General features: G+C 57.0%; 13 protein-coding genes and 1 pseudogene. 13 read left to right on the forward strand and 1 reads right to left on the reverse strand.

Annotation, left to right across the window (positions count from 1 at the left end; genetic code table 11):
* Positions 1-2: 2 nt before the first annotated feature.
* The 10 genes and pseudogenes from CCGE531_RS30800 (at position 3) to CCGE531_RS30850 (ending at position 9,186) form a co-directional block, all read left to right on the forward strand.
* Positions 3-155, forward strand: a complete 153-nt coding sequence (locus CCGE531_RS30800) for a CcoQ/FixQ family Cbb3-type cytochrome c oxidase assembly chaperone (RefSeq protein ID WP_028755102.1) — start codon at positions 3-5, stop codon at positions 153-155.
* 1 nt (position 156) lies between these two features.
* Positions 157-1,020, forward strand: coding sequence for a cytochrome-c oxidase, cbb3-type subunit III (gene ccoP / locus CCGE531_RS30805; RefSeq protein ID WP_004125903.1), 864 nt, complete (start codon positions 157-159; stop codon positions 1,018-1,020).
* A 397-nt stretch (positions 1,021-1,417) separates the two neighbouring features.
* Positions 1,418-2,971, forward strand: coding sequence for a cytochrome c oxidase accessory protein CcoG (gene ccoG, locus CCGE531_RS30810; RefSeq protein ID WP_245459609.1), 1,554 nt, complete (start codon positions 1,418-1,420; stop codon positions 2,969-2,971).
* Positions 2,968-3,462 carry a FixH family protein gene (locus CCGE531_RS30815; RefSeq protein WP_004125905.1) on the forward strand — a complete coding sequence of 165 codons (495 nt, stop codon included), beginning with the start codon at positions 2,968-2,970 and terminating at the stop codon, positions 3,460-3,462. The genes ccoG and CCGE531_RS30815 overlap by 4 nt, the downstream gene beginning before the upstream one ends.
* Complete coding sequence (locus tag CCGE531_RS30820) at positions 3,459-5,744, forward strand: cation-translocating P-type ATPase (protein ID WP_004125906.1); 2,286 nt, start codon at positions 3,459-3,461, stop codon at positions 5,742-5,744. Before CCGE531_RS30815 ends, CCGE531_RS30820 begins: the two co-directional genes overlap by 4 nt.
* Positions 5,741-5,887, forward strand: a pseudogene (gene ccoS, locus CCGE531_RS35065) (cbb3-type cytochrome oxidase assembly protein CcoS); the annotation flags it as partial. The gene CCGE531_RS30820 and the pseudogene ccoS, both read left to right, overlap by 4 nt.
* Positions 5,888-6,228: 341 nt before the next feature.
* Positions 6,229-6,909, forward strand: a complete 681-nt coding sequence (locus CCGE531_RS30830) for an OmpW family protein (protein ID WP_004125911.1) — start codon at positions 6,229-6,231, stop codon at positions 6,907-6,909.
* Between the two features lie 359 nt (positions 6,910-7,268).
* A complete protein-coding gene (gene thiO, locus CCGE531_RS30835; RefSeq protein ID WP_004125914.1) occupies positions 7,269-8,249 on the forward strand; it encodes a glycine oxidase ThiO in 981 nt (326 codons plus the stop codon).
* On the forward strand, positions 8,240-8,437 hold the full coding sequence (gene thiS / locus CCGE531_RS30840) for a sulfur carrier protein ThiS (RefSeq protein ID WP_004125916.1): 198 nt from the start codon (positions 8,240-8,242) through the stop codon (positions 8,435-8,437). The genes thiO and thiS overlap by 10 nt, the downstream gene beginning before the upstream one ends.
* Positions 8,438-8,961: 524 nt before the next feature.
* Positions 8,962-9,186, forward strand: coding sequence for a hypothetical protein (locus CCGE531_RS30850; protein WP_004125917.1), 225 nt, complete (start codon positions 8,962-8,964; stop codon positions 9,184-9,186).
* A gap of 153 nt (positions 9,187-9,339) precedes the next feature.
* Here the strand turns inward: CCGE531_RS30850 and hemN are convergent, their stop codons facing one another.
* Positions 9,340-10,692 (reverse strand): oxygen-independent coproporphyrinogen III oxidase, encoded by a 1,353-nt coding sequence (hemN, locus tag CCGE531_RS30855; RefSeq protein ID WP_004125924.1) that lies wholly within the window; start codon positions 10,690-10,692, stop codon positions 9,340-9,342.
* A gap of 234 nt (positions 10,693-10,926) precedes the next feature.
* On the opposite strand from hemN, the gene CCGE531_RS30860 reads away from it, so the two are divergent.
* From CCGE531_RS30860 to CCGE531_RS30870, 3 genes are all read left to right on the forward strand, one after another.
* Positions 10,927-12,423 carry a PAS domain-containing sensor histidine kinase gene (locus CCGE531_RS30860; RefSeq protein WP_184462165.1) on the forward strand — a complete coding sequence of 499 codons (1,497 nt, stop codon included), beginning with the start codon at positions 10,927-10,929 and terminating at the stop codon, positions 12,421-12,423.
* Positions 12,410-13,030, forward strand: coding sequence for a response regulator FixJ (fixJ, locus tag CCGE531_RS30865; protein WP_004125927.1), 621 nt, complete (start codon positions 12,410-12,412; stop codon positions 13,028-13,030). The genes CCGE531_RS30860 and fixJ overlap by 14 nt, the downstream gene beginning before the upstream one ends.
* 418 nt (positions 13,031-13,448) lie before the next feature.
* A complete protein-coding gene (locus CCGE531_RS30870; protein WP_120670781.1) occupies positions 13,449-14,108 on the forward strand; it encodes a helix-turn-helix domain-containing protein in 660 nt (219 codons plus the stop codon).
* Positions 14,109-14,214: the final 106 nt, after the last annotated feature.

The following is a 14,214-nucleotide window of genomic DNA, read 5'->3' on the forward strand; positions in this document are numbered from 1 at the left end:
CCGTGGAAACATACACTGCAATGCGTCACTTCGCCGACAGTTGGGGGCTCCTCGCACTGGCCTTGTTTTTCGTGGGGGCTATAGCCTTCACGCTCCGGCCAGGCAGCAAAAAAGGCGCCAACGAAGCCGCTGACATACCTTTAAAGGACGATTGAGATGTCGGACAAACCTATAGACGAACTCAGCGGCGTCGAAACAACGGGCCATGAGTGGGACGGCATCCGCGAACTCAACAATCCCATGCCCCGATGGTGGGTGTGGACATTCTATGCCACGATCCTCTGGGCCGTCGGCTATGCCATCGCCTATCCCTCCATACCCCTGATCAGGGATACCACCAAAGGACTGATCGGGTTCTCAAGCCGGGCTGAACTGCAGCACGAAATGAACAACGCCAAGATTGAGCAGGCTCGCCTCGATGTTCTGATCGCCGCGAAATCCGTTGAAGAAATCGATGCCGACCCAACGCTGCGTGAGTTTGCAATTGCAGGCGGCGCCTCGGCCTTCAAGGTCAATTGCGCGCCGTGTCATGGCTCCGGTGCCACCGGCGCTCCGGGGTTTCCCAATCTAAACGACGACGATTGGCTATGGGGCGGCAGTCTTCCCGCCATTCAACAGACAATCGCTCATGGCATCCGCTTCGATGCCGATCCCGAGACGCATGTCTCTGAGATGCCCGCCTTCGGTGATGTACTCGAACGCACCCAGATACGCCAGGTAGCCGCTTACATTTGGGCCTTGACCAACACAGTTTCCGATCCGGCAGCGGCCGACGCCGGCAAGCAGGTATTCCTCGACAATTGCGCCGTCTGTCATGGCGAAGACGACAGGGGAAAACAGGAGTTTGGCGCACCAAATCTCGCCGACGCGATCTGGCTTAAGGGGCGAGGGGAGCAAGCGATCATCCGCCAGGTGACCCTGCCCAAACACGGCGTTATGCCAGCTTGGTCTGCCCGGCTGGGCGAAACCACCGTGAAGGAGTTGACGGTGTTTGTTCATTCCTTGGGCGGTGGAAAATAGAAAAGAAAAATCACGAATTCACGTGCATCACAATCTTTATGGCCTGATGGCGATACGGTCAGCAGTCGATCACGATCTTGTCTCTCTACGCAATGCGGTTGCGTTCGGACAGCCAGAAAACTTGCTCGTAGAACTGAAAAAGTTAGCAGCGTTTTGATTTCACTCAACGATCGCAAGCTAGCAAGCTGCTATTCTCCGGGCCTGGAGGACGTCCCTTCGTGCTGTGGCTCGTAGTTCCTCCGGGCCACACCCCCCTCCCGGAGTGTGGCTCTCCTTTTGATTGAGCCGATAGGCTTGCTTTTTCTCTCCCGGACTTGCGTCGAGAACGCTTGGTTCGTCAAATGCAGGATGAGGATCATCAACAGGATGGTATGCGATGATCCTCACCATAGCTCCCATGACAGGTGACGATCGCATCGAACGGACAGGCGCCGACGACGTTGGTGTCCGGCGCAACCGTCAGCCGCTTTATGCCGCGCGAAAGAAAGTGTTTCCAAAGCGAGCGCAGGGTCGGTTCCGGCGATTCAAATGGATCATCATGCTGATCACGCTCGGCATCTACCATCTTTCTCCGTGGATTCGCTGGGACCGAGGTCCATATGCGCCCGACCAGGCGATTCTCATCGACCTCGCCTCTCGTCGCTTCTTCTTCTTTTTCATCGAGATATGGCCACAGGAGTTCTTCTATGTGGCCGGTCTGCTTGTCATGGCTGGCTTTGGCCTGTTTCTCGTAACGTCGGCGGTGGGGCGGGCATGGTGTGGTTATGCCTGTCCACAGACGGTATGGGTCGATGTCTTCCTTGTCGTGGAACGCGCGATCGAAGGTGATCGCAACGCGCGCATGAAACTCGATGCGAGTCCCTGGACACCGGACAAGATTGCAAAGCGGGTCGCCATACATGGCATATGGGTTCTTATCGGCGTCCTCACAGGCGGCGTATGGATCTTCTATTTCGCGGATGCGCCATCCCTTGCTGTTGCCTTATTCAAGGGCCAGGCGCCGGCCGTCGCCTATGCCACGGTCGCCCTTCTCACCTCGACCACTTACATTCTTGGCGGGCTGATGAGGGAACAGGTCTGCACCTACATGTGTCCGTGGCCCCGCATCCAGGGCGCGATGCTGGACGAAAATTCCCTCGTCGTGACCTACAACGACTGGCGCGGTGAGCCGCGCTCCCGTCACGCCAAAAAAGCCCAAGCGGCGGGCCTGGCTACCGGCGATTGCGTGGACTGCAACGCTTGCGTTGCCGTCTGTCCGATGGGGATAGATATCCGCGACGGTCAGCAAATGGAATGCATCACCTGCGCCTTGTGCATCGACGCCTGCGACGGTGTGATGAATAAGCTCGATAAGCCACGCGGCGTGATCTCCTATGCGACGCTAAGCGAGTATGCCGCGAACCTGAACCTGGCGACGAATGGTGGCGCGAGCCCTGTGCAACCGCATCTCGTGCGAAACGCCGATGGCGACTTCATCGAGAATATCCAGCACTTCAACTGGCGCGTGATCTTCAGGCCGCGCGTTCTTTTCTATGCGGCTGTTTGGGCAGCGATCGGGGTGGCGATGCTCGTGCATTTGGCGCTCCGGGAGCGGCTGGAACTGAACGTGGTTCACGACCGCAATCCGCAATATGTCCTGGAGTCCGATGGATCGATCCGCAACGGCTATACGCTTCGCGTGCTCAATATGGTGCCGATGCCGAGGAGAATCGATATCCGACTGGACGGCGCGGAGGGAGCGACGATGAAGATCCCCGAACTCTCGAAGGAGGAAGGCCGGCACTTCACTGTCGATGTGGATCCGGACGCGGCCACCTCGCTCAAAGTGTTCGTCACGCAAAAGGCCAAGCCGGAAACAATCAAGGAATTCCTGTTCGTCATAGAGGACGAAAATCATGCGGATCGGGCTACGCACCGGGCCGCCTTCAACGTGCCGGGAGCGCCGAAATGAGAAGCCAAGTTATCACCGGAGGTCCCTTCACCGGCCGCCATATGCTGATCGTCATTGTTGCGTTCTTCGCCGTGGTGATCGGAGTGAACGTGACGATGGCAGTTCTCGCTTCCACGAGCTGGAGCGGGCTTGTGGTGGAAAATACCTATGTGGCAAGCCAGGAATTCAACGGCAAGGCCGCCGCCATGCGTGCTATGGCGAGCAGCGGCATTTCGGGCGATCTGTTACTGCGCCGCGATGTCATTCAGTACGATATTCATAACCGTGACGGGTCGCCGGCGGTGGTTGACGACGTGACGCTGACGTTCAGAAGGCCCGTGGGCGACCGGGAGGACTTCGCGCTTGCACTGACGAAGACAAGCGAAGGCCATTTCGAAGCGAAACATCGCATTGAGGGAGGCGACTGGATCGTGGAAACCGTCTCGCGCAGAGACGGTGTCACGGTAATGCATGAGGCTAGGCGCATCGACACGGCGGAGTTTGGACAATGACCTGCTGCACGATGGACGCGGAAAGCGTCATGACAACGAGCAATAGCTGCGCCAGTGCCGAGGAGATCGTCCTCGCCAGCCATCCGCTGGGGGAGGGCCTTCGTCAATTGGACCTCAGCGTTCCCGATATGCACTGTGGCGCTTGCATTTCGACCATTGAACGGTCCTTATGCAGGTTACCCTATGTAACGCGCGCCCGGGTCAACCTGACTGCGCGGCGGGTCAGTTGCACCTATGTCGAGCACCTTGATAATGCTGTCGTCGATCCGTCGGGTATTCTGTCCGCGATCACCGAAGCCGGGTACCGGGCGCATATTTTCACTCCCGCCGCGCCCCAGACGAATAGTCTGCGCAATCAATTGCTCTTGGCCGTTGGTGTCTGCGGCTTTGCCGCAGCCAATATCATGCTGCTCTCGGTATCGGTCTGGTCCGGTGCAGATGCAGCAACGCGAGACCTGTTTCATTGGATTTCCGCGATGATTACAGCGCCGGCCCTAATTTATGGCGGCCGTTTCTTTTTTCGATCGGCTTGGAATGCCTTGAAGAATGGGCGCACCAACATGGATGTGCCGATTTCGCTCGCTGTCACGCTCTCCTATGCCGTATCGTTGTGGGAGACGATCCATCACGGAGAGCATGCATGGTTTGACGCCTCCGTGTCGCTGCTGTTCTTCCTGCTCATTGGCCGCACGCTCGACCACATCATGCGGCAAAAGGCGCGAGCCGCGGTCAACAGCCTGGCGAGACTTGCGCCACGCGGCGCGCTGGTGATAGCTGCCGATGGGAGCAAGCGCTACACCGCGATTGAAGATATCAGCATCGGTGATCATGTTTTCATCGCTGCCGGCGAACGCATTCCCGTCGACGGCGCCGTGACCGCAGGTACGAGCGAGCTGGATCTCTCTATTGTCACGGGCGAAAGTATACCAGTTGCTGTCGCGAACAGCGCGGAGGTGAGATCTGGTGCGATGAACCTCATGGCGTCATTGACCATTCGCGCGACGAAGACGGCGCAAAACTCGCTGCTTGCGGAAACCATCAACCTTATGGAGGCAGCAGAAGGAGGCAGGGCGCGCTATCGCAGGGTCGCGGATCGTGCAGCCGGCCTTTACGCTCCGGCGGTTCATTTACTTGCGCTGCTTTCCTTTCTTGCCTGGGGCTCCCTTGGTGGAGATTGGAAGCATGCCATGCTTGTCGCCGTCGCGGTGCTGATCATCACTTGTCCTTGCGCGCTTGGTCTAGCAGTGCCGGTCGTCCAGGTTGTTGCCGCAGGCAACCTGTTTCGCCGCGGCATCATGATCAAGGACGGCTCCGCTTTGGAGCGTCTCGCGGAAATCGATGCCGTCGCGTTTGACAAGACCGGCACGTTGACGATGGGCCAGCCGCGGCTCGTCGAGATGGTGGATGTGGGGTCGGAGGAAAGGGCGATCGCGGCCGGAATTGCTGCGCATTCCCGCCATCCGCTCTCTCAGGCGTTGCTGCGGAGTGCCGGCGGCAAGGGGCAACGGTTCGACAGCGTCGTCGAGATACCGGGCGCGGGCCTGGAAGTCGAAACCGCCAGGGGGCTATATCGTCTCGGCCATATGGAGTTCGCTTGTTCGATCCCGCCCCGAGAAGAAAAAGAAGCGGATGACTCGCTCTCCGAGGTCGTTCTGTCGAGGAACGGTATCGCACTTGCCCGATTCTATTTCGAAGACACGCTTCGCCCCGGAGTAGCCGTAGCCATTCGTCAGCTCGGTCTTGCAGGGCTGCAGACGATGATCCTGTCTGGCGATCGGCAAGCCGTCGTCGAGTCGACAGCGCGGCTATTGCATGTGGATCGCTGGATTGCGGAATTGGATCCGAAACAGAAAGTGGAAGAGTGCACACGCTTGGCCGAGGCGGGCAACAAGGTCATGATGGTTGGTGACGGCATCAACGATGCGCCGGCACTTACGGCGGCGCATGTGTCGATGGCTCCCGCGACTGCGTCCGACATTGGCCGACAGGCGGCAGACCTGGTTTTCCTGAATGACCGTCTCGACGCGGTTCCGGAGGCGATCTGCGTCGCGCGGCGCGCGGCAGCTTTGATCCGTCAGAACTTCGCCCTTGCCATCGGTTACAATGTGCTCGCTGTTCCCATCGCTATCGCGGGCTATGCGACGCCGCTTATCGCCGCCGTCGCCATGTCGTCGTCTTCGCTGATCGTCGTGACGAATGCATTGCGACTCAACCACTGGAATCGGCGGGAGCAACTTAGGCATGATGGCAAACATGCAGCCTCAGCAGGAGGGTCCATATGAATATGCTGATCTATTTGATCCCGCTGGCATTGTTCATGGGTACGCTCGGGCTGGGAGGCTTTCTGTGGTCGCTAAAGAGCGGACAGTATGATGATTTGGAAGGGGCTTCGTGGCGCATCTTAGTGAGTGAGGATAATGCGCCCGAGGGGGCGCAACAATCGACAAGCGCCAGTGCAGATGACCCGACGAAACTGCTAAATTCCCAACTGCCTGGAATCCACAGACGGTCTTACACGAAGAGGTTTTTCCGAAATGATGATTCGAAACCGCGTTGAATTGCGCGAGGCTTTCTGCCCGGATAATCCAACACGTCTCATGCCAAACGTCATTCAAGTGACTGAAACGTTGCGAAATTGCCACACAAGGCCAGGGTTTGTCTGCGACAGGCAGTCCAATTTTCTTTAGTTGAGCCGCCTCAAATCCTGACGTGCCAGCCGATGTTACTGCTCCTCGATTCACGAATTTCAGATCGAAGGAGACAAGAATGACTTCCAAGGACATCATACGGGTCATCATCGCTACTGCAATATTGGGTATCGTGAGCACCGCGCACGCTGCCGATCTGACGACACCACCAAGTAGGGCTCCCATTCCCGCGGCAGCCAACAGAAACCCATGGCAGATGCGGCTGCGCGCGCTTGGTGTGATCACTACTGACTCTGGGCGCGTCGACGGCTTGCCGGGTTCGGATCTTTCCTTTTCGGACACGGTCGTGCCGGAATTCGACATCTCGTATTTCTTCACCGAGAATATCGCCGCTGAACTCATCCTGGGCACAACCTACGCTAAGGTGCATGGCGGCGGCTCGATTTCAGCGCTCGGCGAGATCGGCAAGACTTGGCTGCTGCCGCCAACGCTCACCCTACAATACCATTTCACCGACCTTGGCGCTTTTCGGCCATATGTCGGCGCCGGCCTCAACTATACGCTGTTTTACAACCAGTCGGGAAAAAGTGCTCGCAGCCTTGATGTCAAGAACTCCTTCGGTGTCGCGCTCCAGGCCGGCTTCGACTATATGATCGACGATCACTGGGGTGTGAACGTCGACGCCAAAAAGATCTTCCTAAGGCCTGATTTCGACGCCAACGTCGGCGGGGCCAACGTCAGCGGCAAGGCCAGGCTCGATCCATGGCTGCTTGGCGCGGGCGTAACCTATCGTTTCTAGGCCCTCATAAAATCGCTTGGTGTTTAGCGACTTGCGTCATCCAAGGCTCGACCAGCGTTTGGATGGCGTTGGCGTTAGTGATGCTGGGTACGTGCATGCCGACTTGGTCATCAACTTTATGAGAAGATCAAGGTCAACTCGAAGTGGAGTAACTTGAGAAATGGACAAATTCGCAAGCAAGTCACAGCACCGCCGAGCACCCAAAGAGTTCACTTGAGCCTCGTATCCAGGTGCGGCCCGAATTCTGCTCGTACGAATATCGCACGACATCGACGCCGAGGCGCAAAAGGAGGGGCTGGATTACGTAGTCGCAAATGCCCGTAAGGGGGCGATCTCTATATGCCTATGGGAGCATGACATTGCGGGTTCTCGTTAAGGGCGCCGGAATTGCCGGCCTAACAGTAGCACGTCAACTGTGCGCGCGCGGCGCTCACGTAACAGTCTCCGACCCGCATCTTGGATTCGGGCGCTCTGCATCCTGGCTCGCCGGCGGCATGCTGGCGCCCTGGTGCGAGCGGGTAAACGCCGACGAGAGAGTAATGACGTTGGGGAAAATGGCCGTGGAATGGTGGGATGCCGTCCTGCCCGGCCAAGTCATTCATAAAGGGACACTGGTCGCCGCACCTCAGCGGGATTCGGGCGAACTCGGCCGCTTTGCGGCCCGTACGTCTGGGTATGAATGGTTGGACGAAGATGGCATAGCCGAGCTGGATCCCGCCCTTGCACAGCGTTTTCGCAGGGGTCTGTTCTTCCAACATGAAGCTCATCTGAACCCCCGTCAGGCGCTACGGACGTTGAAAGAGCTGCTGTCGGCAGCAGGCGTCGTCTTTACTAGCGATGATGTGAGCGAAGACGATTTCCCAGATATCGTTGATTGCACCGGTGCTGCCCGCATCGGGCAAAGTCGCGATCTGCGCGGCGTGCGCGGCGAAATGCTCTATCTGCATACAGAGGAGGTCATGCTCGCCAGGCCTATCCGCCTGCTGCATCCTCGCTTTCCCGTCTATGTCGTCCCTCGCGGCGAAGGCCTGTTTATGGTCGGGGCGACGATGATCGAGACGGAATTCGACGGGGCGATCACCGCACGCTCGACGATGGAACTGCTGAACGCAGCCTATACACTGCATCCGGCCTTTGCGGACGCCACCGTGGTCGAAACTGGCGCCGGCATCCGCCCGGCCTTTCCCGACAATTTTCCGCGCGTAATGCGGGACGGCAGAGTCATCCACGTGAACGGCCTTTATCGCCACGGTTTTCTGCTGGCGCCCACAATGGCGGCCGAAGCGGCCGATCTCGTCTTTTCCGATCGGACGAAGCAAAGGAGTTTCCAATGCACCTGATCATCAATGGCGAAACGCAGTCCATCGCCGCTAAGACGCTTTCGCAGCTTTTGGCCGCACTCGACCATGAAGGCGACTGGCTGGCAACAGCCGCCAACGGCGAACTGGTTCATCGCGAAGATCGCGACGAACATATTTTCGCCGACTATGACAGGATCGAGATACTGACACCCATGCAAGGAGGCTGATCGTGCTCGATCTCTATGGAAGCCAGATTGGGTCACCCTGCTGCTCGGCACCGCCCGCTATCCCTCGCCAGCCGTCCTAGCCCATGCGGTCACGCGCGCCGCAGAGTCTTGATCGCATCGGGGATCGAAGGCGCGAATCGGCAGCATAGCGCTTGTGGTGATCGTCGGCTGACTGTGGAACGCGTCGCCGGTCTTCGAGAACGGGGCGGATAGTGCTGCAGTGGTGAGGGATACTCTATTGCATGCGAATCCTAAGCTGAACCAGGCGATGGATCGGAGTAAAGAGGCCTAGAGGTGCCCTAAACAACATCGCGCATTGGGAGCCGAAGCGCCGAGACACTGCACCCATGCCTGAAACGAAAAAATTTTGAACCAGCAAACAAAATGGACGCTGCGGCAAAATTCGGGATGCGTGGCTAACGACACGTCACGGTTAATCTTTTAGAAAATAAGCATAATCGCAGTGCAGTTAAGAGAGAAATGCAGGACAGGTCTACAACAAGTCAACCTTCAGGGGACGTCTCATGGAACCTCATCTACCCACAACAATACAGATCAGCGCCCCTCAACATGCCGCGAATAATCCATATCGCGTCATCGAGGGCGAGGAGGTGCTTTCCGTGGCATTCCGTGAATTCGTGCTGACGGCCGTCGCTGCCGGTTGGAAGGAGCCGGAGGTCGCTTTGACCTTGGCCGACATCGCAGATGACTACGTTATGGCTCTCGCTCGAAGAGCTGCGGCCAATTAGTATTGAGTTCCATCTGCGTTCATCTGTGGTATCCCGCAAGATGGCTGTTAACAACTCTTCATCCAGCCGGCCGGCAAGTCGCTTAAGACGAGATGGTTTGCCGGCGGTATAACATGCCGAAGGGCTCCCGTTGCATTGTTGCAAAGAGAAACCTCAGGCCGTCTTGCTATAATGGCGCCCCGATTCCCTCACATAGGCATCGAAAGCTGCTGCAACGGCGCGGATCAGGAAGCGCCCGTCTTCTCGCAAACGAATGATGCCGCCCGCGTTTTCGATTATTCCGTCGCTCTCGAGCATCGAGAGCCTGGGGTTGCCGTTAAGAAGCGCGTGTGGGTCAAAACCGTATGTGACGGCCAACGCCGGGACGTCGACCTGCAAGTCGCACATCAGGCGTTCGATGATACTTGCCCGCAGGCGATCTTCGGCCGACAAGCGCCAGCCTTTCGTTGTGGCCAAGCGGCCGGATGCGATCCGCTTTCCGTAACGATTGGGAAGTACCTCGTTTTGAACATAGCCGCCTGGCATGCGGCCAATAGCTGACGAACCCAAGCCGATAAGTGCCTCACAAGCATCGGTCGTATAGCCCTGAAAGTTGCGATGCAATTGCCCGTCTGTCTGCGCGGTTGCTAAACTGTCGTGCGGCCTGGCGAAATGATCGATCCCGATGCGGCGGTAGCCTGCCGCAACAAGGTGTTCCGAAATTGCCTTTGCCTGGGAAATACGGCTTTGCGCATTGGCGAGAGCGGCTTCGTCGATTAGCCGTTGATGCTTCTTGAAGGAAGGTACATGCGCATAACCGAAGACTGCGAAACGGTCCGGCCGCATCTCGATCGCTGCCTTGGCCGTTTCGATGCAGGATTGAACCGTCTGGTTTGGCAGGCCATACATAAGATCGAAATTGATGCTGGCGATGCGCGCCCGGCGCAGCTTAAAAACCGCCTCCATTGTCTGTTCTTTACTTTGGGTGCGGTTGATCGCCCTTTGGACCGTCGGATCAAAGGTCTGTACCCCGATACTAGCACGGTGCACCCCTACTTCCCCGAGAACCGTCGCCATCTCCTGATCTAGCGTCCTCGGATCGATCTCCAACGCGATTTGGGCCGAACCGGTGAACTCGAACTGCTTGTGCAGAAGCTCAATAAGCTCAAACATTTTCTTCGGCCCGATGGTCGTTGGCGTTCCTCCACCAAAATGCAGATGGTCGATCCTAACCGGCGCCCCGGTCCTTGCGGACACGAGGCGTACTTCCTCGCGCAGCATTCGCAGGTAGTCGACGATCGGTCGGCTATTGCGCGCATTCGTGGTGTGACATCCGCAATACCAGCATATCGACGGACAAAACGGGATGTGCACGTAAAGCGATGCCGCTTTCTCCAGCGAGACAGCGCTAAGCCAATTCTCATAAGTGCTATCGTCAACGTTGGGGGAGAAACACGGCGATGTCGGATAGCTAGTGTAGCGGGGTAGGCGCTCATCGCCGTATTTTTCAATAAGTGCCGATTGCATGCGAAATCCTTCTACGGAGTACTGGCTAGAATGCGGCCATTCTAGGCACACGCTTTGCATGGCTCTTTGATCTTCAACAAAGAGCGCGACGGATTTCTTTGAATTATTTTCAAAATCGCGGCGCCGAGGCAAAGGAGGCGCAGCATACTCGATGAAAAGAGTTCAGCTTAGTTTTGATCTGCCAGCGAGATGCTCGGCATGATGACAGTACCTTTTTCCCTGGTGGATCACAAAATGCATTCACAAGGCGCTGGCGGGCTCGCTTGGATGCTTGTCCGGTGGCGGGGCAGACCGATCGTCGCCTATAGTGTCGCCGCCGCTGCTCCATTCGGCGTCCTCGCACTGAGATTGGCCCTGTCGCAGTTCACCAGCGACGATCTTACCCTATTGCCGTTCATTCCCGCTATTCTCGTGGTCGCAATCATCGGCGGCGGAAAGCCGATTTCTCTAGCGGCGGGCATGTCGCTTGGCGCTGATGTCCTTGTTCAGCGGCTGAGCGATGCGGCTTACGCGACGGTCTTTGAACTGGTTTCCTTTGGCGTTGCGGTGCTTCTGATTGCTTGTCTGGGAGAGGTGTTGCAGGCGACGAGACATGCCATCATCGAGAGTGAGATTGCCCCCACTGCGCATCTGACATCGATATTGGACAAAGTGCCCGATGCGATGGTGATCACGACCCGCGACGGTAAAATTGTGTCCTTCAACGCCGCCGTCTTGCGGCAGTTCGGGTATGCAGAACAAGAGCTCGTTGGCGCGAACCTGCGACTGCTGATGCCTGATCCTTTTCGCGCCGTCCACGGCAGCCATATGCAACGGCAACTTGGAAGGGGCGAAAAGCGCGTTCTCGCAGATCAAGCAGTTGTCGGACGCAGGAAGAACGGATCGACGTTTCCCCTCAAGTTAACCGCGAGCCAGCTGGAATCGGGTGGTGGCTTATTTTTCATCGGCTTCCTAAGAGACCTTACGGAGCGGGAAGAGGCTGCTGCTCACCAGCAGCGGATCCAGGCGGAATTGGCAAGATTGGCCCGCCTGAGCGAAATGGGCGAAATGGCATCCGCCCTTGCGCATGAGCTGAACGAACCGCTGTCGGCGATCGCAAATTACGCTTTCGGGTGTACGAAGCTCTTGAGCGACATGGACAACAATGTCCCAACGGTCATGAGAAACGCTTTGCAGGAGATTGAACGTCAGTCCCTTAGAGCGGCAAAAATTATCAAACATCTCAGAGAGTTCGTCACGACAGGTGAAACGGAAAAGGGCCTCGAAAATATCCGCACGCTGGTGGAGGAAGCAGGCGTCCTTGCGCTTGTAGGTTCCCGAGAAAAAGGCGTCAGGACTGTCTTCGAATACGTGCCCGGCGCCGAGATGGTGATGGTCGATCGTGTTCAGGTCGAACAGGTCATCATTAATTTGATGCGAAACGCCATAGAAGCTATGCGCCACGTCGAGCATCGTGAGCTTACGATCCGCACGATGCCCACGCAGGAGGATGAAGTCGCCGTTATCGTGGAAGACACCGGCAAAGGCATTCCGGAAGAAATTGCCGCGGAGCTCTTCGAGCCATTCGTCACGACAAAGCCAAGTGGAATGGGTGTCGGCCTTGCGATCTCGAAACGTATTGTCGAGGCCCATGGAGGTGAAATGACGGTCTCAAGAAACGCGGCTGGCGGAGCTACTTTCCAGTTCACGCTTCCCGCCTATACGGAAGGACAAACGTGTGAAACCGACTGACTATACGATCCATATTGTCGATGATGAAGAGCCGGCGCGCAAATCGTTTGCCTTCATGCTGACCATGAACGGCTATGCCGTCAAGGTGCATCAATCGGGAGCCTTGTTTCTTTCCTTTGCGCCGGGCATCCACAACGGAATTCTTGTTACGGATCTCAGAATGCCAGAGATGTCAGGTATAGATCTCATCCGTCAGCTTAGCGTGAAAAAGATCTCAATTCCGTCAATCGTGATCAGCGGACATGGCGATGTGCCGGTGGCAGTTGAGGCGATGAAAGCCGGTGCGGTCGACTTCATAGAGAAACCCTGCGAAGACGCCGTTATCATTGAGGCGATCGAACGAGCGTCGGACCATTTACATGTTAATGGCGCTAACGTCGACGAGAGCCTTGCCATTCAAGCGCGCATCGAAACCTTGAGCGAGAGGGAGCGCCAAGTGCTTCTTGCCGTCGTGGTCGGCCTTCCGAACAAGTCGATTGCACATGATCTGAATATTAGCCGCCGCACGGTGGAGGTTCATCGCGCCCGCGTCATGTCGAAAATGAGAGCAAAAAGCATCCCGCATCTGGTTCGTATGGCTGTTGCGGTGGAGATGGGGCCCTTCTAGCTTCGTAGTGTTGATCTCGCCGCATTCGGGGTCCTGCCGTAACCTTGCGAACGGGAAGGGTCGTCATGGCATCTGTTTTCCCAAAAACTCTAAATTGATCGTCATTGCTCGATGACGGGATTATATAATCGAAGGCAACTTTGGAGGCGCTTTCGCGGACTTAGCGGGCCCATCCTGCGCGTCGAGACGTCTTTGCCGAAAGACTCGCCCGCATTATTTTCTGACCGGGCGGCGCCACGATTTCTTATGACGACGACAAGCTGCTGCCTCTAGTGATGAACACCCTTCGAAAGGGATCGGAATAAATCGCCGGCAATTCGCACGAGATGCCGGTTAAGTGTTTACCCTTAGTGATAAAACCGAATTTATCGCTCCCATAAGAACCGGCAATCTTGCCCCGGAACATGGGGAATACCAGATGCAGCCGAAATTCATGCCCGCAGCACAGCCTTGGACCTCGCCGACGAAAATTGTGGGGCCGCAAATTGGGGGAGCGCACATCGCCGTCACATATGAGCGCGGCCAAGAGATATACGCCCAGGGCGGGAGCGCCGATAAGTGCTATCGGGTTTCTACCGGAGCTGTTCGGGTATGTCGCATCCTTTCCAACGGGGGGAGGCAGGTCGTCTCCTTCCATGTCGCGGGGGAAATGTTCGGCTTCGAAGCTGGCTCTCAGCATCGTTACTTTGCCGAAGCGCTCGCCCTGACAAGAATAGTGGCGTTTGAACAGGGCCTTGCTCAGCAGCGGCATTTGCCGGAACTCCTTGCACTTGCTCTTGAAGCTATGGAACGTGCTCAGGAACACCTTCTGCTTATCGGACGGCAGTCTGCGATTGAACGGGTGGCCACATTTTTGTTGGATCTCTGCGAGCGCCTGGGAGGCACTCGGCAGTTTAGATTGGCCATGTCGCGGCAGGACATTGCGGACTATCTCGCCTTGACGATCGAGACGGTATCGCGTGCCATGAGCGAGTTGAAGGAACAAAGCATAATCAGCCTGCGACATGCGCGAATGGTCGACATTCGGAAGCCTGATGCACTTCGTTCGCTCTGTGGCCATGTTGCCGGACTATCTTAGCTCGGCGCGACCTGTGCAATGCAGGACGTTGCGGCCTTCGGGCGGAAAATCGCGATTTGCGCCCGCGTGTCATTTCATCTGGGACATTGTCTTGCGGGCCCACGTC

The sequence above is a fragment of the Rhizobium sp. CCGE531 genome, from assembly GCF_003627795.1.
In the GTDB taxonomy this organism is placed as follows: domain Bacteria; phylum Pseudomonadota; class Alphaproteobacteria; order Rhizobiales; family Rhizobiaceae; genus Rhizobium.